The sequence below is a fragment of the Streptomyces sp. NPDC088707 genome, assembly GCF_044752725.1.
GTDB lineage: Bacteria > Actinomycetota > Actinomycetes > Streptomycetales > Streptomycetaceae > Streptomyces.
In genome coordinates this window covers 379,741-397,635 of record NZ_JBIVLV010000001.1, presented here as the reverse complement: position 1 = coordinate 397,635, position 17,895 = coordinate 379,741, and the positions used below count along the sequence as shown (strand labels likewise).

At 73.3% G+C, this 17,895-nt stretch carries 14 protein-coding genes; 8 read left to right on the top strand and 6 right to left on the bottom strand.

Annotation, left to right across the window (positions count from 1 at the left end; translation table 11 throughout):
• Positions 1-58: 58 nt before the first annotated feature.
• From ACIP84_RS01925 to ACIP84_RS01915, 3 genes are read left to right on the top strand one after another with little or no spacing between them, the layout of a single operon-like run.
• Positions 59-883 (top strand): Rossmann-like domain-containing protein, encoded by an 825-nt coding sequence (locus ACIP84_RS01925; protein ID WP_401795599.1) that lies wholly within the window; start codon positions 59-61, stop codon positions 881-883.
• Positions 880-1,992 (top strand): GHMP kinase, encoded by a 1,113-nt coding sequence (locus ACIP84_RS01920; protein ID WP_401793362.1) that lies wholly within the window; start codon positions 880-882, stop codon positions 1,990-1,992. The genes ACIP84_RS01925 and ACIP84_RS01920 overlap by 4 nt, the downstream gene beginning before the upstream one ends.
• Complete coding sequence (locus ACIP84_RS01915; protein ID WP_401793359.1) at positions 1,913-3,037, top strand: pyridoxal-phosphate dependent enzyme; 1,125 nt, start codon at positions 1,913-1,915, stop codon at positions 3,035-3,037. Before ACIP84_RS01920 ends, ACIP84_RS01915 begins: the two co-directional genes overlap by 80 nt.
• Positions 3,038-3,316: 279 nt before the next feature.
• Here ACIP84_RS01915 and ACIP84_RS01910 read toward each other — a convergent pair whose 3' ends face one another.
• Together ACIP84_RS01910 and ACIP84_RS01905 are read right to left on the bottom strand one after the other, a co-directional pair.
• Complete coding sequence (locus ACIP84_RS01910; RefSeq protein WP_401793356.1) at positions 3,317-4,009, bottom strand: D-Ala-D-Ala carboxypeptidase family metallohydrolase; 693 nt, start codon at positions 4,007-4,009, stop codon at positions 3,317-3,319.
• 242 nt (positions 4,010-4,251) lie between these two features.
• On the bottom strand, positions 4,252-7,323 hold the full coding sequence (locus tag ACIP84_RS01905) for a DUF4132 domain-containing protein (protein ID WP_401793353.1): 3,072 nt from the start codon (positions 7,321-7,323) through the stop codon (positions 4,252-4,254).
• A gap of 264 nt (positions 7,324-7,587) precedes the next feature.
• On the opposite strand from ACIP84_RS01905, the gene ligA reads away from it, so the two are divergent.
• From ligA to ACIP84_RS01890, 3 genes are all read left to right on the top strand, one after another.
• A complete protein-coding gene (gene ligA, locus ACIP84_RS01900; RefSeq protein WP_401793350.1) occupies positions 7,588-9,669 on the top strand; it encodes an NAD-dependent DNA ligase LigA in 2,082 nt (693 codons plus the stop codon).
• A gap of 247 nt (positions 9,670-9,916) precedes the next feature.
• Positions 9,917-10,525, top strand: a complete 609-nt coding sequence (locus tag ACIP84_RS01895) for a TIGR03086 family metal-binding protein (RefSeq protein ID WP_401793347.1) — start codon at positions 9,917-9,919, stop codon at positions 10,523-10,525.
• A 222-nt stretch (positions 10,526-10,747) separates the two neighbouring features.
• Complete coding sequence (locus ACIP84_RS01890; protein ID WP_355967506.1) at positions 10,748-11,464, top strand: triacylglycerol lipase; 717 nt, start codon at positions 10,748-10,750, stop codon at positions 11,462-11,464.
• 100 nt (positions 11,465-11,564) lie between these two features.
• Here the strand turns inward: ACIP84_RS01890 and ACIP84_RS01885 are convergent, their stop codons facing one another.
• Positions 11,565-11,861 carry an SHOCT domain-containing protein gene (locus ACIP84_RS01885; RefSeq protein ID WP_355967503.1) on the bottom strand — a complete coding sequence of 99 codons (297 nt, stop codon included), beginning with the start codon at positions 11,859-11,861 and terminating at the stop codon, positions 11,565-11,567.
• Positions 11,862-11,900: 39 nt separating this feature from the next.
• Positions 11,901-12,344: a DUF6325 family protein gene (locus ACIP84_RS01880; protein ID WP_355967498.1), complete on the bottom strand. Its 444-nt coding sequence runs from the start codon at positions 12,342-12,344 to the stop codon at positions 11,901-11,903.
• 305 nt (positions 12,345-12,649) lie between these two features.
• Between ACIP84_RS01880 and ACIP84_RS01875 the strand changes: the two genes are divergently transcribed.
• Positions 12,650-13,372 carry an alpha/beta hydrolase gene (locus ACIP84_RS01875; RefSeq protein ID WP_355967487.1) on the top strand — a complete coding sequence of 241 codons (723 nt, stop codon included), beginning with the start codon at positions 12,650-12,652 and terminating at the stop codon, positions 13,370-13,372.
• A 152-nt stretch (positions 13,373-13,524) separates the two neighbouring features.
• On the opposite strand, the gene ACIP84_RS01870 is transcribed toward ACIP84_RS01875, so the two are convergent.
• Positions 13,525-14,130, bottom strand: coding sequence for a hypothetical protein (locus tag ACIP84_RS01870; protein WP_401793342.1), 606 nt, complete (start codon positions 14,128-14,130; stop codon positions 13,525-13,527).
• The gene (locus tag ACIP84_RS01865; RefSeq protein ID WP_401793339.1) at positions 14,127-15,821 is read right to left on the bottom strand and encodes a serine/threonine-protein kinase; all 1,695 of its coding nucleotides are present in this window, start codon (positions 15,819-15,821) and stop codon (positions 14,127-14,129) included. Before ACIP84_RS01865 ends, ACIP84_RS01870 begins: the two co-directional genes overlap by 4 nt.
• Before the next feature lie 429 nt (positions 15,822-16,250).
• Here ACIP84_RS01865 and ACIP84_RS01860 point away from each other — a divergent pair, with 429 nt between their 5' ends.
• The gene (locus ACIP84_RS01860) at positions 16,251-17,888 is read left to right on the top strand and encodes an alpha/beta hydrolase (protein ID WP_401793336.1); all 1,638 of its coding nucleotides are present in this window, start codon (positions 16,251-16,253) and stop codon (positions 17,886-17,888) included.
• The last annotated feature ends 7 nt before the right edge of the window (positions 17,889-17,895 follow it).

Sequence of the window (17,895 nt, the reverse complement as noted above, 5' to 3'; positions counted from 1 at the left end):
CACTGCCCCTTCCCCGCACACCGAGCCCGAGCCCGGCGTCCCCCTGCCCGCCCGCGTCCTGCCGTCGCCCGCCGTCGACGAACTCATCGCGGCCGCCCTGGCCGGCGAACACGGGCCGCTCCCCGCCGAACTCATCGCGACCAGCGTGTTCTGGATCCACCACGGAACCCGCCTGGCCGGCGGCGACACCACCTACCTCAACCAGTACGTGCTGGTCCGTGTCGGCGGTACCTTCGGCGGCTGCGCGTTCGAGGCCGGCGAACTCACCCCGGCGATCTGCCGCGACCACTCCGGCGCACCGCTCGACGTCCTGCTGCGCGACGCCCCGCGCCCCCTGCGGATCGCCGCCCTCGACGCCTACCTCGCCCACACACGACCGCACAGGGTCGCCGCCGAAGCAGGGGACGCCGAGCCGGTGGGTCTCCCGAGCGGCACGCCGGAGACCCGCGCGACGGCCCGCGACGCGGCCATCGCCGGCCTGCTCGACATCGAGGAGGGCGCGAAGGTGGGCCTCATCGGCGTGGTCAACCCGCTGGTCGCGGCGATCCGCGAGCGTGGCGGCGAGCCCCTGCCCTGCGACTTCAACCTCAAGGCGACCCAGTGGGGCGACCCCGTCACCGACGACATGCACGAGGTGCTCGACCGCGCCGACGCGGTCGTCGCCACGGGAATGACCCTGAGCAACGGCTCGTTCGACACGATCCTGGAGCGATGCCGCCACCGTGGCATCCCGCTGATCGTGTACGCGCAGAGCGGCAGCGCCGTCGCCCGTGCCTTCCTCGGGTCGGGGGTGACCGCCCTGTCGGCGGAGCCGTTCCCCTTCTCCCAGTTCAGCGCCGAGGAGACCGTCCTGTACCGCTACCGCACGGTGGCCGCCGCATGACCCCCGCCACGCGCCGGGCCCGTGCTCCACGGACGAGTCACGCGGCCGGGCTCCACGCCGAGACCGGTGCCGGTGCCGTCCCGGCCACCGGCACCGGCCACCCCACCGGTTCCGGCCCCGCCACCGGCACCGGCCACGCCCCCTGCCATCACGGCGAACTCCTCCAGGGCGTCTTCCTCGACGCCGAAGGTCGCAGGTGCGCGGGCCTCGTCACGCTCCCGCTGGCCGGCCCCGGCAGCCGGGCCGAGTTCGTCCTTCGGCCGGGTACGCCGCCCGAGGCGCTCACGGTCGTCCCCGCCGACCGGGGGAAAGCCGCGCGCGCCGCGGGCCTCGCGGTGACGGAGTGCGCGCGCCGGGCCGGACTGCCGCCCAGCGGAGGTCAGTTGAGGCTCACCGGCGACGTACCGGTGGGCCTGGGCATGGGCAGCTCCACCAGCGACGTGATCGCGACGGTCCGCGCGGTCGCCGACTCGTACGGGCTGCGCCTCACCCCCGACGCCGTCGCCCGCCTCGCCGTCCGCGCGGAACGGGCCAGCGACCCGCTGATGCTCGACGCCCGCCCGGTCCTCTTCGCCCATCGGGAGGGCCGGGTCCTGGAAGTCCTGGGTCCGGCCCTCCCGCCCCTGGCCGTCGTGGGCTGCGTCCTCGGTGGGGGAGCGCCCGTCGACACCCTCGCCCTGCCCGTACGGGAGGCCACCGACGCCGACGTCCGGGAGTACGAGCGGCTGCGTGCCCTCCTGCGCCGGGCGATCGCCACGGGGGACGGACGACTCCTGGGGCAGGTCGCCACGGCCAGTGCTCGACGCGCCCAACAGGTCCTGAATCACCCGGAGTTCGATGCGCTGACCGCGATCGCCCGACGATTCGGAGCAGCGGGCGTGCAGATCGCGCACAGCGGGGCCGTGGCAGGCGTCCTGTTCGACCCGGCCGGACCCGGGGACCTGCGTCATCGCGTACGCGCCTGCCGCCACGCCCTGAACACCCACGGCATCCCCACCACCCGCACGTTCACCACCAAGGAGTCGCTCGATGGACCAGCACGTCGCCGAGGCGATCGGCCGGCCCGACCTGATACGTCTCGACGACCGTCTCGTCTGCCTGCGCTTTGAGACGATGAAGGTGGTCTCCGCGCTCGCCGCCGTACGCCACCTCCTCGACACCGGAGTCGTACGCCGCGGGGACACGCTGCTCGACAGCTCCAGCGGGATCTACGCGTACGCCCTCGCCCTGGCCTGTCACCGGCACGGCATGCACTGCCACGTCGTCGGCTCCACGACCGTCGACAGGACGCTGCGTACCCAACTCGCCGTACTCGGCGCCACGCTGGAACAGATGGAACCCTGCGACGACCTCAAACTCGACCAGAAGCGACGCGTCGAACGGATCCACGAGATCCTCGCCGCACACCCCGAGTACCACTGGATGCGGCAGTACCACGACGACATCCACTACCTCGGCTACCGTGCCATCGCCGACCGCATCCGCGAGGAGACGGGAACGGAGCGGCTCACCGTCGTCGGCGGAGTGGGCTCGGGCGCCTCCACAGGCGCCCTCACCCGCTACCTGCGCGACGCCCCGGGCGACCTGCCAGGGCATGCTTCAGGCCACGCCCCGACCACCAACCCGGCCCCGAGCACCGCCGCGAGCACCGCCCCGACCGGCGGCCCGTCCGGGGTCCGGACCGGCGCCGCCCCGGCCGACGTCGAACTCGTCGGCGTCCAGCCCTACGGCAGCCTCACCTTCGGAGCCCAGCACACCTCCGACCCCGAGATCATCATCGCCGGCATCGGAAGCTCCATCCCCTTCGGCAACGTGTCCCACGAGCTGTACGACACCCTCCACTGGATCTCGTTCGACGCCGCCCTGTCAGGCGCCGTCGACCTCCTGCGCCGCCACGCCGTCTTCGCGGGCCTGTCCACCGGCGCGGCCTACCTCGCCGCCCGCCACGAACACGACCGGGCGCCCGAACGCACCGTCCTCTTCATCGCCCCCGACACCGGCCACCGGTACACCGACACCGTCTACACGCGCCACCGCGAAGCGACACCCCTCGCCCACCTCGCCCCCCGGGACATCGCCGACCAGACCGAACTCGCCCTCCCCTGGTCCCGCATGCTCTGGAACCGGACCCCGACCCCACGATTCGCCGCGTGACACCCCGGCCCCGACCCAGGCCTGGGAACCCGTCTCCGTACGCCACGACGAAGCGCCGCCACGTCCGGCCGGGGGCGGTCGTGGCGGCGTCTGGAGGGCGCTGGTCCTGCTCGCTCCGTGCCTCGGCTGGGGCGCGGTCCCGCTCTTCTTCATCGGACCCGCACCGGCCAACTCGGCGGCACGCTCACCATCGAATACCTCCCGGGCGAGGGTACGGTCCTCTCCGCGGCGATCCCCGTCGGCGCGGCGACGACCTGACCGAGGCGTGCCGTCGCGTCGTCAGATGCCGCAGCTGGACGCCGACCAGAAGCGGCCGGCCCGGTGGTCGAGGTGGGTGTGGTCGCCGTGTCCGGGGTAGCCCGGGCCGAGGATCCCGTTGAAGCCGTGGTGACGGGCCTGCTGGGCCAGGAGGCACAGCGAGTGGGGTCCGGCGCCGAGGTCGGCCGCGTCTCCGTAGAGATGGCGGCTCGATGCGGCGCCGCCGACCGCGTCGTTGCATGCCTGGCTGCGGAAGCCGCTGGTGACGCGGATGCTCTGGTCGCCGAGGGCGTGCCGTAGTGCTTCCAGTTTCCACATCGTGCGCAGGGCGTTGGACTTGGCGGTGGCCGCGCTCACGGCGCCGCCGGCCCAGGTGGTGTTGCAGTCGTTGAGTTCGGCGTACGAGAAGTGGACGGGGGTGCAGTCGTCGTCCTGGAGTGCGTAGATCTTGCTGAACGTCGCGGGGCCCGCGACACCGTCGGCGGCCAACCCATAGGCGGCCTGGAAGCGCTTGACCGCGGCCGCCGTCCCGGGGCCGTAGGCGCCGTCGATCGCCAGCACCCCGCCGTAGCCGGGATACCCGGCCACCCGGATCTGCAGCGCTGTGACGTCGGCGCCGGAGGCGCCCTGGGAGAGGGTGCGCGACCAGGTGTAGCAGCCGTCCGCCTGGGCGGTGCCGGCGGTGGCGACCACACCGCCCAACGAGACAGTCATGATCATGACAAACGAGAGGAGTAGGCGGAGCGGCAGGGAACGCAGGGGGCGTCGGGACATCGAACCTCCAAGGCCTCACGAATCCGAGGTGACCCAGGGCTGAGAGTCCCCCCGAGACTGACGGCCCGGTCGACGCGCGTCAACCACGCCGGAGCAGGCGTCATTTGTCGAGCCAATGGCGCTCGGATGAACGGGACGACGCCCTTCCCGCCCGCCGCCACCGGAGGCGCTGCCGGCGGGCGTCAGGACATGAGCCCCCGGAGCGTCGCCTGCCACCTCTCGCACCACAGCACGCCCTGCACCACCCCCAGGGCGTGCGACCGACAGGAGTCGTCCGTGATCCCCGGCAGCGCCTTCCCGACGCCGGGCAGAAGGTCCTGCGCGAACGCGCTCCCCGGCCGGAAGTCCAGGTACCTGCTCCTGCGCGTGGCGGGCTCCACGCCGAACATCTCCGCGTGGCGGTCCCTGACGGCCTCGTCCGTCGTCTCGAGGAGTTCCCGCGCGTGGTCGGCGGTCACCGCCCGAAGCCCGCAGGACGTCACCCGCTCGTCACCCTCGTGTGCGGGGGTGAGGCAGCCGGCGCGCAGGGTCTCCGCGAGCAGGGCGGCCGGGTCGACGGCCAGCGCCTCCCGCACGTACCCGTCGAAGTGCTTCACCGCCCCGGCGACGACGAACGGCTCCACATGGAGCAGCAGGTCCTGGAGCGCGAACAGGCCGCCCGCACCGCCCGCCCGCACGCGCCGGGCCCGCTCGTCCAGGACCCCGGCCATCAGCTCCCGTAACGGCTCCGAACCGGCCACCTGCCGGGTCACCTTCGGAAACGGCGTCAGGCAGTGCCGTGTCACGGTGTAGCCCAGGCTTCCCCGTACGGCTCCGGTCAGCTCGCCGCGGATCGGCTCCCGGAAGCCGGGGTCGGCCAGCACGCACTCGACACCGGCAGTCCCCCGCCGCTGTATCCACTGCAGGGCGTGGGGCCCGTGCTCGCCCTCCGGCTCACCGAGGGGCATCCCGACCCGCTTCATCAGGGCGAGCAGCGCGAGGTCGAACCCGACGCCCCAGAAGTCACCTCCCAGCGACCGGGCCCTCAGCCCGGCCAGCGGCTCGCGGGTCTCGCCCGCCGCGCGTGTCAGGGCGGCAACCGATGCCACGACCGGCTCCAGTCCTTCGACCGGCTGCCGCAGGCCCGCGTACCGCGCGAAGAACTGCGTCAGCCAGGCGTTCGCCCGCTTCGCCGACTCGACGGAGACGGGCTCGGCCGCCCCGGTGAACCGCTCCAGCAGTCCGACTCGCGTCATCAGCGCGAGCCATGCTTCCGCGGCCGCCCTCTTCGCCACGGCGGAGGACCCCACAGGCTCCGGGAAGTGGGTCCTCAGCTGGTCGGCGGTGTCGGCGTGCTCCGCGAGGTCCCGCTCCAGCGGCCCGGCCCACGCCTCCCAGACGGGCGTCGTCGCTCTCTCGAAGCCGCCGCCGCGCAACAGCAGATGAAAGATCTCCGTCTGCGTGTCGTCGACGGGCGGCGGGCCGCCCACCCCCTGCGCGAGCTCGACGGCGAACGAGGACGGGACGTCCCGCTGCCGATGGTGCGTGACCCCGTCCCGGACGACCGAGACCGGGATCGTGCTCTCGGCCCGGCACCACTCCAGGACGAGCCGACGAAAGCTCTCGTACGCGGCGCCCTCCGACGAGCGCGCGGCGAGGTCCGTGCGGTACTGCCCGAGCAGCTTCTCGTCGACGACACCGAGCGCGCGGAACTCCGAGACGAGCTCCCGCAGAGCGTCCTCGTCGATGCCACCCAGCCGCTGCTCGGCCGTCCGCGCCTCGACGTACAGCGGTCTGGCCATGGCGACACTGCCCTCCGCGGCCACGATCCGCGCCCCTTCGTCCAGGGCGTACGGCAGAAGCTCAGGGTGAGGTGCGGTCAGCTTCTCCAGACTGGCCCGAAGTTGTGTCGCGGCCCGGCCCGGCTTCGTACCCGCGGTCCTCGCGCAGGTACGCAACGGGGCCAGCAATCCCATCGCCTCCCGTGCGAGCCCGGGGTGCGCACGGCAGATCCTGGTCAGGAGGTCCAGAGGCCGGAGCGGCGCCCTGCCCACCGGCGTGGCCCCACCCGCGTCCGGCTCCAGACCCAGCGCCCGCGCCACGGCGTCCTGCGCCCCGACGGCCCGTGCCACGACAAGGCGGACGAGACAGTCGTCGCCCTCCAGGAACGGTGAGCCGTAGCGTCGCGCGGTCAACGACTCCTCGCCCGGACCCCCGGGAGGACCCGCGAGGACAGCGCCCGCGTCGAGCAACCGCGACGCGTGGGCGGGCTGCCGAGGCTCAGGGCCACCGGCCTCCGGTGCGCCGGCCGTGGCGTACTCGGCGCACGCCACCAGAAAGGCCCGATAGGCGGAGCCGGAGTCGGCGCCGGTCGCCGTCCTCTCGGACGAACCTCCCGCAGCGGCATCCCGCTCGTCGTAGAGGACCGCCATCGCTCTGATCCCCTCGGACCAGACGGGCCGGGGCACCGCGTCGTACGCCCCCGCCCCCTGCCGCCCCCGCGCCTCGGCGAACCGGAAGTCGTACAGGTTCACCGGCGCGGCGGGGCCCTGGTGGCGCAGGTCGGCCACCATGCCGTACGTGCGTCCGCCATGCCCGAACGAGAAGCCCGCACGCTCCCCGCCGATCCGTCCGCCGAAGGACCGCGCCACCCGCTCGAAGTGCGCACCGGACGCGTACACGGCGCCGTGGAAGGCGGAGATCCCCTCCCGCGAGCCCCGAGTTCCGGGCGCGGGAGAGCAGTCCGGTCGTACGTACACCGCACGGTCCAGCTGCTCGATCCCCTGCTCTCCGCCCAGCGTGACGAGCAGGTGTCGCCACCGTCCGAGGACGCCGGTGTCGTGCGGATCGAGCAGCACCGGATGCGGGATCACGACGACCGCGTCGTGGAGCTCGCGCTCGTCCCCGTCGAGACCCGCCACGACGAGTGCACCGGCAGGCTGCGACACCACGCCCGTGAGCACCCCGGCCGGCTCCACGTCCGCCTCCACCCCGTCGTACGGCGCGACCACCGCGTACCGCAACGCGCGCCGCCAGTACGGGTCGGGCCACACCTCCCGTATCAACGCGGCGGGCACCGGCAGGGATTGCGTCATCCACCGCCCGACGCTCGCGAACACCCCGGCGGCATGGTCACCGATCCACTCCGCCAGCGCGGTCAGCTCCCGCACCACCGGCTCGGCGCCGAGCGCCGCAGGCACCTTCCTCAGCTCGCGCCCCGCCCCCGTCCGGCAGCGCAGCACCGGCTCGGTCCCGGTCGAGTGATCGAGTGTCACCTCGTGCTCCCCGACCGCCCTCCACACACCGTTCGAACTCATCGTCTGTACCCCCGTCGTGCAGCGCCGCCCAGGAGTTCGAGCAGCTGACCACAACGTACCGGGAGCCACTGACAACACCCTCCGCCGAGGCGCGCCGACCCTCGGACGCGGGTGACCGGCAACCACGCACGGCAGCCCCCGGGCGCCCCGCGCAGCCTGGCAGCTGCCTGGCCCCCGCCGGGCTCAGCGGCCGTTGTCAGACCCCCGCGAGAGGATCTCCCCATGACGACGATTCCCGCCGATGAGGCGCTGTCCGGCCTGCCCGGCCTGCCCACCGTGTCCGACCGTGCCGCGTACGAGGCCGCTCTCCAGCACCTCCGTGAGGCCTCGCGGTCCTACTACGGGGACGGCGACAGCACGATGGACGACACCTCGTACGACCGGCTGCGCCTCGCCGTGCTGGCCTGGGAGGAGGCGAACCCGGCCGACGTCTCCCCGGACACCCCCACCGGCCTGGTGGCGGACGGCGCCGCCCCGGCCGGCGACGTCGCGCACACCACTCGACTGCTGAGTCTGGACAACGTCTTCGACGCCGAGGGACTGCTGGCCTGGGGCGCCTCCGTCGAGCGTCGCCTCGGCCGCGCCCCGGCCGGTGGTTTCACCGTCGAACCGAAGATCGACGGAGCGGCCGTGGCCGCCCGCTACCGCGACGGCCGCCTGGTACAGGTCGTCACCCGCGGCGACGGCAGGCACGGCGAGGACGTCAGCCATGTGATCGGTCAGATCGACGGTCTGCCCGAGCAGCTCGCCGAGCCGGTCACCGTCGAGGTCCGGGGCGAGGTCGCCTTCACCCAGGCGCAGTTCGAGACGGCGAACGAGGTCCGCGCGGCGCATGGCGCGCAGGTCTTCGTCAATCCCCGCAACGGCACGGCGGGCACGGTGAGGGCGAAGGGCCGCCCGTACCGGCTCCGGATGACGTTCTGGGCGTACGGGGTGGTGGAGCTGGACGGCGTGCCGTTCCTGCCCGCGGGAGCGACCCACGCCGAGGCGCTGGCAGCGGTGGCCGACGCGGGGGTGCAGACGACCGCCGCCTCACCGGCGGGCCTGCTCGTCGTCTCCGACCTGGTCGCCGCCCAGGCACAGGCCGACGCCGTCGCCGCGATACGTACGGAGCTGCCCGTCGGAATCGACGGCCTGGTCATCAAGCTGAACGACACGGCCGAGCAGGAGGCGGCCGGACTCGGCTCCCGCTTCCCGCACTGGGCCATCGCGGTCAAGCTGCCCGCGATCGAGCGGCAGACGGTGCTCGAGGACGTCGTGTGGGAGGTCGGCCGCACCGGCGTGCTGGCCCCCACCGCCATCCTCGCCGCGGTGGAGATCGACGGATCGACGGTCACCCGGGCGACCCTGCACAACCCGGCGGACATCCGCCGTCGCGACCTCCACATCGGCGACACGGTGACCGTGTACAAGGCGGGCGACATCATCCCGCGCGTCCAGGCGGCGGTCGTCCCGCTCCGCCCTTCCGGAGCGACGCCGGTGCCCCTGCCCGAGGCGTGCCCCCGCTGCGGTGGCGAGATCAACACGGCACAGGAGCGGTGGCGCTGCGCGAAAGGCACGGCGTGCGCGCTCCCGGCCCTGATCGAGTACGCCGCCGGGCGCGAGATGCTCGACATCGACGGCCTCGGCAAGACGTACGTGGCGGCTCTGGTGGAGTCGGGCGACGTCCGCGACGTCGCGGACCTCTTCACGCTGACCGTCGAGCAGCTGACGGCCGCGTCCGGCAGTGCGAAGCGGGGGACCAAGCTCGCCGAGCAGATCACGGCGGCGAAGGACCGCCCCCTCAACCGTGTCTTCTGCGCCCTGGGAGTGCTCGGCACCGGGCGCAGCATGTCCCGCCGCATCGCCCGGCACTTCGGCACCATGGAGGCGATCCGGCAGGCCGACGCCACCGAGATGCAGGACGTCGAGGGGATCGGCCCGGAGAAGGCCCCGGTCATCGTCGAGCAGGTGGCAGCGCTGGCCTCCGTCATCGACAAGCTGGCGGCGGCAGGCGTCAACATGACGGAGCCCGAGGACCCGTCCGCGGCCCAGGGCGGCGGACCGCTGGACGGCAAGGTCGTCGTGGTCACCGGAAAGATGGCGGGCCCGCTGGACGGCTTCGGCCGCTCCGAGATGAACGCACTGATCGAGAAGGCCGGCGGTCGCGCCGGAAGCAGCGTCAGCGCCAGGACGTCCATACTCGTGGCCGCCCCGTCCGCGAACGGCAAGCCGAGCTCGAAGGCGGTCAAGGCCGCCGAACTCGGCGTCGAGGTCCTCTCCCCGGAGGCCTTCGCGGAGCGGGTCGCCGACTACCTGGCCTGATGGGCCGATGAGCTGATGAGGGCGGGGCGCGGCGGTTCGCCGCGCCCCCCGGGCCGCCGCAGGGCGACGATGAAACCCCATGCCGAAATTGAGCAGCCCGCGAACCGGGGCGCCACCGTCTGCCGTCGCGCGCGGGACTGCTCCGTGGCCATGGTCTCGATCGGGAGCACAACCACCGATGAGTTCGCGTGCCGCGCCCGGTCTACCCCACACACCCCACACACCCCACACGCCCAAGGAGCGGCAGATGACCCGATCGACGACTTTCGACCTCGGGCCGCAGACCCGCGTCGTGGCCCGTCTCGCGGCGGCGGTCCCCGACGAGCGGCTCGCCGACCCGACCCCCTGTCCCGACTACGCGGTCCGGCACCTCCTGGGCCACCTCACCGGACTTGCCACGGCCTTCCGCGACGCGGCCCGCAAGGACCTGGGGCCCACGACGGACACGGCCCCCGACACGGCTGCGCCCTCTCTCCCCGCCGACTGGCGAGAGGTGCTGCCGCAGGTGCTGGACGAACTGGCCGAGGCCTGGAGGGATCCGTCCGCCTGGACGGGCATGACCCGGGCGGGCAGCGTGGACCTGCCCGGCGAGATCGCGGCGGCGGTCGCCGTCGACGAACTGGTGATCCACGGCTGGGACCTGGCCCGGGCCACCGGCCAGGAGTACACCCCCGATGTCACCGCGCTGGGAGCCGCGCACGCGTTCCTGCTGGCGGCCGCGGAGGACGAGACCCGAGGCGGAGGCATCTTCGGACCCGTGGTGCCCGTCCCGGACGACGCACCGCTCCTGGACCGGGCGGTAGGCCTGAGCGGCCGCGACCCGAGCTGGACGCCGGCGGCGACCCGCCTCCGGTGACGGAGACGGCCGGCGGGGACACGGCGACCGCGCCGCAACCGCACGACGTCACGCAGATGCGCGGCCCGGCGGCGCGACGGAAGAGGGCGCGGTGCAGCGGTGCAGCGGCGCGTGTCGCGGCGCGCGGCGCGAGATCTCCTGGCGTACGAGGGCTGTTCTTCCAGGCCCCGAGGCCCCACCATGCTCCTGACTACTCGTGCGTAACACGTCGTAGGGGGAAGTGTGTTGAAGCCCGGTTCCCGGATCGCCGCCAGGATCGCCGTACCGACGCTCGCCGCCGTCGTGTCCTTGCTCGTGCCGACCGCCACGGTCCGAGCCCAGGCACCGGTCCCGAGCGCGGCCGCCCGCACGCCGGTCGTGTTCGTCCACGGCTACAACGCCGACCCCGGCGTATGGGGCGGCCTGCGTGAGGACTTCAAGGCCGACGGATACACGGACGGCGAGCTGTTCTCCTTCGGCTACGACACGCACCGGTCAGTGAACGAGGTGCTGTCCGGCGAACTCGCCGCGTACGTCGAGGGCGTGAAGCGGCAGACCGGTGCGAGCCGGGTCGACCTCGTCGCGCACTCCTTCGGCAGCCTCGTCACCCGCTGGTACACGAAGCACGACCCCGCCGGTCAGGCCTCGGTCGCCCACTGGGTGTCCCTCGCAGGCCCCAACCACGGCACGAGCACCGCGTGGGCCTGCGCGCTGTGGGACCAGGCGTGTCGCGACATGACTCCCGGCTCGTACGTCCAGAAGGGCCTCGCGTCGGGCGACGAGACGCCCGGGACCGTGCGCTACGCCACCTGGTGGTCCAACTGCGACGAGGTCATCAACCCCGACAGCAGCGTCCCCCTGACCGGGGCGACCAACAACGCCGCGGGCTGCCTGGCCCACAACGACCTCCTCGGCGACGACACCGTCTCCCAGGGAGTCCGCGCGTTCCTCCGCTCCTGAGGAGCGTCCTGCCCGTAGCCGGGCCCGAGGCTGAAACAGCCGCGGCCCCGGCCCACGGGCGCACGAGGACGAACACCTCAGCGGTCACCGCGCATCGCGCTCAGTCCTGGAGAATCCTGCGCTTCTGTTCCTCGAACTCGCTGTCGCTGAGCACGCCCTGATCCCTGAGCTCGCCGAGCTGCTTCAGCTGATCGATCTTGCTCGACATGTCGGAGGCCGCCGGAGCGGGCGCGGGCGGCGCGGCCGGAGGGGGCGGGGGCGGCGGCGGGGCCGCGTACTGCGGTTCCTGCTGTGCCGCCCACCGCCCCTGCTGGCGGCGGCTCACCCGGTTCGATACGGCGGTGGCGGTTCCGGCGACGACGGCCGTGCGCGCGACACCGCGGAGGAGGCCTGGCATGGAGGTTCCCTTCTTTCCCCGACTGGCGTCAGCCGACGCTCAGCGGGCATCGTCCGTGCTGTCGAGCGCGGCCAGGAGGGCGGGTACCGGGATCCGTCCGGAGGCGACCACCTGGGCACCACCGCGGGCCAGGGCCGCCGCGAAGGGCGCCGCCCAGCGGTTCTCGTAGACGAGGACGCCGGCGGAACTGCCCGGCTGCAGGGCGCTCGCGGCCTCTTCGAGGTCGTCCTGACCGAGGAGTCCTGAGGACGCGCCCTCGAAGACGGCCAGGTCGAGCTCGCCGTCACCGGTGAGGTCGGCGATCTCCAGGCCGCTCACGGAGCCGTCCTCCTCCTTCCTGACGAACGTCAGGTCGAGGATGCGGATCAGGCCACGGTCCACGAGGTCGACCAGGAGGGGCAGGCCCTCGCCGGTCATTCGACTGCCTGGGAACTCCACGATCAGATAGTCGATCGGTCCCAGTTCTTCCGCTTCGTCGTTCACGGCGCAACCCCTGGTGTCGTGGCTCTCTCAGTGGACCCATTCCACCACCGGGCGGGTCCCCGCGCATGTCGGTACGAAGGGTCCTCGCCCCGACCGGGACCCGACCGGCACCGACCTCCGAGGCCGCCGCGGAAACCCGTTGGCGGACCACGGCGACCGTTGCTAGCCTCGCGGAGGCCGTGCGAGAGAACGAGGAGGTGGTACCCGTGAACGCAGTATCGACATGGGTGCTCCCCTCCGGGGTCACGGTCGGGCGATAGGTCGTCCGGGAGCGCCGTTCACGAGCCCTCCCGAAAGGCACGACCGTGCACTTCACTTCTGAACAACGCCTCGACGACGGCGTCCTCGAGCGCGAGTTCACCCTCGGCGAGATTCCCGGCACCCTGTGGACACCCGGGTCCGAACCCGCCCCGCTGGTCCTGATGTCCCACAACAACGGCCTGCCCAAGGCCGACCCCCGGCTGGTGGCCCGGGCCCGGTACACCGCGTCGCGCGGCTACGCGGTGGCCACCATCGACGCCGCCGGGTGCGGCGACCGTCCCCGCTCCGCCGCCGACGAGCAGGTCCGCGCCGAGCTCCGGCGGGCGATGCGGGCCGGTGAGCCGGTCGACGAGATCTTCGAGTCCTTCATCGGCCCGCTGGTCGAGAACGCGGTCCCGGAGTGGCGGACCACCCTGGACGCCGTCCTGGACCTGCCCGAGGTCGGCGGCCGGGTCGGGTACTCCGGGGGATGGACCGCCCTCGGCATCCGGCTGGCCGTGGCCGAGCCGCGCATCGCGGCCGCAGGCTTCTTCGCCGGGGGCTTCGTCCCCCGTGCCCAGCGCGAGGAGGCCCGGGAGGTCACCGTTCCGTTGCTGTTCCTGCTGCAGTGGGACGACGAGGGAAACCCCCGGCAACGGGCCCTGGAGCTCTTCGACGCCTTCGGCAGCAAGGAGAAGACGCTGCACGCCAACCTCGGAGGGCACACCGGTACCCCGTGGTTCGAGCTGGAGGACGGGTGCCGCTTCCTGGACAGGCACCTGAAGTGACACCACGCCGTCCACCGGGCACCAGACGGTAGGCGGCAGCCCACTCCGTACCTCCTGCTCCCACCCGTGGGGCTCGGCAGCCCACTCCGTACCTCCTGAGCCCCACCCGTGGGGCTCAGGAGGTACGGGACGCGCGCCGCTCTTCGGCCCGGTCAGTCGCAGTCGTACGTGAACGTCGCCGCCGCCGAGTGAGTGCTGGGCGAGGTGATCACGAGCCGTGCCACGGCCCGGTGGGTTCCGGGCCCGTGGAAGGTCCACAGGAGATGGAGACGCGCCTCCTTCTGCCCTCGGGCCAGCTTCTCGCTCAGCGTCCCGGACCGGGTTCCGTCGCTGCGCTCCCAGCGGTACGTGAGAGTGCCGGGCCGCCCGTCCGTGCGGACCAGGCCCACCACGTCCGCCGTGCCGTCGCAGTCGAGCCCGGGCCCGGGGACGCCGACCGTGACGTCCCGCACCGCGACGCCGGGCCCGTACTGCCGCCAGGCGAGGAAGAGCAGGACGGCGACCAGCACGACGGCGGCGACCGCGTAACGCCACGGCCGCCGGGAGCGGGCGGGCCGTGGCGCGGGGACGCCGGGGAGCGTGCCGTGCCAGATCTCGACCACCGTGGGGCTGTCCCCGGCCCTTCGGAGGGCCGCCGCGGTCACGCCCGGCCCGAACCGCAGCACCTCGCCTTCCACCCGGTCGGGTGTCGCTTCCGGTGCCGGACGCTCGAACCAGTGGCTGCCGAGTTCGGTGGCGCTGTAGTCGTCGTCGTTCATGAGATCGTGCACCGCCGGATGAAGATCTGCTGCAGGGAACCGCCGTTCGAGGCGGCGGGGTACGTGGTCGCGCGCAGGCCCCAGTAGCACCCGGCGCCCCGGACGTCGTGGGCGAGCGTGAGGGTGTACTGAGTGGCGCCCTCGCGCTGGTAGGTCTCGGAGCCGTCGGGCGCGCCCGACGCTCCCTTCTCGTCCCCGGTGAACCACTCGATGTGGATCGTCACCGGCCCCGTTCCGTCCGTCGTGACCTCGACGGTGCCCGCGGCCGTGGTCGACCCCGTCTGGCGCAGGCTCGTGACCGAGACCGCGGTCACGGTGACGGGAGGAGGAGTGGGAGTCGTGGTCGTGGGCGTGACGGTCGGAGTGGTAGGGGCCGAGGGCGTCGGCGCGGTGGGCGACGTCGAGCCGGACGGGGGAGTCGGGGGAGAGGTCGTGGTCGGCGCCGTCGTCGTGTCGTCGGTGAGCGGCCCGTCGGATGTGGCGCTCGGCTCGACGCTCCCGGACGAGGAGGGCGACGGTGTCGTGGCCGACGGAAAGAGCTCAGGGCCCGAGGCCGACGGCGACGCCGAAGGCGACGGTGGTGATGTGTCGGGCCCGGGCGCGGACGAGCCCGGCCCGGTGCTGGTGGTCGCGAAGGCCTCGGCGGCCTTGTCACCGTCCGCCGCTTCCACACCGGCCCGCGCGGCGAGGGCGAGCAGCAGCGCCAGGACGAGCGCGGCCGCGCCCGCCGGCACTCCGCGAGGGAGGCGCCACCGAGTGCGCGGCGGCGGCGTCGGCAGCGTGGTGGTGGCGAACACGGTCGTGCCCTCCGACACTCCGCCCCCTGAGGAGGGGAACAGCAGAGGCAGAAGAGCCGCCAGCGCCGCCAGCCGTCCCCGGCCGCGCTCTTCCCAGTCCGGCCCGTAGGCGGCCGCGGCGACCGCTTCCAGCTCGGTCACGAACGCGGCCGCGTTCTCCGGCCGCTCGTCCGGGGACTTGGCCAGACCCCGACGGATCAACGGGCGCAGCGGCTCCGGCGCCTGACCGTCGGGCACGGGCGAGTCGATGTGGTGCAGGGCGAGCTCCGCGAAGTTGTCGCCGGAGAACGGCTTGCGGCCGGTCAGGCACTCGAAGAACGTCGCGGTCGCCGCGTAGACGTCCGCCGCGGGTGAGGCGGGGGCGCCGTTCCACTGCTCGGGCGCCATGTAGGCGGGCGTTCCGGCGACACCCGGGGTGGCGCCCCGGCCGGCCGCGATCCCGAAGTCGACGAGCTTGGACGACCCGTCGGCGGCGACCAGGACGTTCTCGGGCTTGTAGTCGCGGTGCACGACACCCGCACGGTGTGCGGCGGCGAGGCCCAGGAGCGAGCCCTTGAGCACGACGAGTGCGGCCTCGGGGCCCGTCGACCCCTCCCGCGCGATGAGGGCACGCAACGCGACGCCGTCGACGAGTTCCATCACGATGGCCGCGCCCCGCGGCGCCTCGACGTACTCGTAGAGCCCGACGACATACGGACTGTCCAGGGCCCCGAGCAGCCGTGCCTCGGACCGGAACCCCCGCACGAACGACTCGTCCGAACGGAAGCGCTCACTCAGGTACTTCACGGCGACCGGCAGACCGGTCTCCTCGTGCGTGGCGAGCACCACCCGCCCGCTGCCACCGGCACCGAGCTCCCGGGCCTCGGTGTACCCCGGCACCACCCATGCGCCCATGACCGTCCCCCTGACGCTGTGGCCGACTTTCCCCCTCACAGGGACAGATTCTCGCCACGGCCGGTTCCCCGGGGAAGGGGGCAACCGGCCGCGCTCCTGAACCCGGCCCACGGGAGGGACCCCTGGGGAGCCGGAGGCCCGGGGGGCCGACCGGAGGCCTCGCGGGCAGCCGACGGCGCGGGCCGGGCCCGCGACGGAGGTCCGGACCCGGCGGGGGACCGGGCCCGTGGCGGGTGTCCGGGGGCCGTCCTCGCGACGTGATCCCTCCTCGTACGGCGAACGTCTGCTCCGAGTGGACTCCTCGAGTGGTGGGCCTCCCACAGCCGCCGCAAGCTGGCGTGCGCCGACCTCGCCGGACCACGCGGCGGTCGGCCACGCCCACGCGCCCCGGCCCCAGAGCGGCAGGGGACGCCCGAGAAATGGGATCACATGGCGGAACAGAACATCGGTCAGGACGACCTGCCCTCCGTACACGGGACCGTCGAGAGCGGACGGCGCCGGACGGCCCGGCGGACCCCCCTGGTGGGGAGCTCCCACCGTGCGCGTACCAGGACGGCGCTCGTCGCGGCCGGCCTGGCCGTGCTCGGCGCACTCGGCCCCACCCCCGGCAACGCCCTGTCGCCCCCCGCCGAGGGGCCCCGGCCGGGACATCCGGCGCGGTTCGTGCCCGGTCCGTGTCCCGAGACGCCGGAGCCGATCCCCGGGCGCTGCGGGTTCCTCGAGGTGCCGGAGAACCGCACCCGCAAGAAGACCCGCACCATCCGGACGACCGTCGCTATCATCCCGGCCGCCTCGGCGAAGGCCGCCGCGGACCCGGTGGTGTTCATGGAAGGCGGTCCCGGTGGCGACGCGATCGGAGCCATCCCCTTCCTGATCGCCTCCCAGGTGAACCGGGACCGCGATCTGATCGTCATGACCCAGCGCGGCGCCCTCCACTCGCAGCCGAACCTCGCCTGCCCCGAGATGGACCGGTTCAACGCGACCGCCGTCGGGCTGCCCTACGACGCCCCGTCCACCGGGCGCGGGCTGGTGCGCGCGGCGAAGGAGTGCCGGGACCGTCTGACGGCCGAGGGCAACGATCTCTCGGCGTACAACACCACCGAGAACGCGGCGGACTTCGCCGCCCTCCGCACGGCCCTCGGCATCAGGAAGTGGAACGTCTACGGCTACTCGTACGGCACCGACCTGGGCCTCACCTACCTGCGCAGACACCCCCAGGGCATCCGCACGCTGGCGATCGACTCGGTCGTGCCGCCGCAGACCGTGAGCCTGCCGTGGGCCTGGGACAGCGCCCAGGAGGGGATCAACGCGATCTTCGCGGCATGCGAGGCCCAGCCCGCCTGCGAGTCCCGCTACCCCGACCTCTCCCGCACGCTCACGGAGCAGGTCCGGCGGCTGGAGGCGAACCCCCTCACGCTGACCGTGCCGCCGCCCGGCGGCGGAACCCCGGTCAAGGTCGTCCTCGACGGGGGCACGCTGGTGAACCTGCTGGTCGCCAACGGCCGGCTGGTTCCGTCCGCCGACGTCCCCGCCGCACTGTACGAGCTCGCCGCCGGCAATCCGGAACGCCTCGCGCGGGCCCAGGCCGCCGGCGCGACGCCCGCCATCGGCGAGTTCGCCCACGGCCTCACGCACTCGGTGGCCTGCGCCGAGTGGGCGCCGGGCTACTCGAAGCGCGACCTCCTGGAGGCCGGCCGGCGGGCCTTCCCCGGCTTCCCGGACTCCGTGCTCGCCCACGCGCCGCAGCTGCCCTTCGAGCACGACCTGTGCCGCGCCTGGAACGTTCCGGACCGCACCGCGGTCCAGCGGGTCGCCACCCACAGCAAGGTGCCCGCGCTCATCATCACCGGCACCTTCGACGCGAAGACCGGCGCCGCCTGGGGGCCGTTCGCCGGCCGCACACTGCCCCGCTCCACCGCCGTGGTGGTCCCCGGGATCACCCACTGGGTGATGCCGCAGGAGCCCTGCGCCGCCTCGATCCTCGTCTCGTTCCTGGCCCGGCCGACCGCGCCCGACACGGGCTGCGTGGCGGGTGTCGAGCCCAAACCGTTCACCATCATCCCCTGACCCGGAA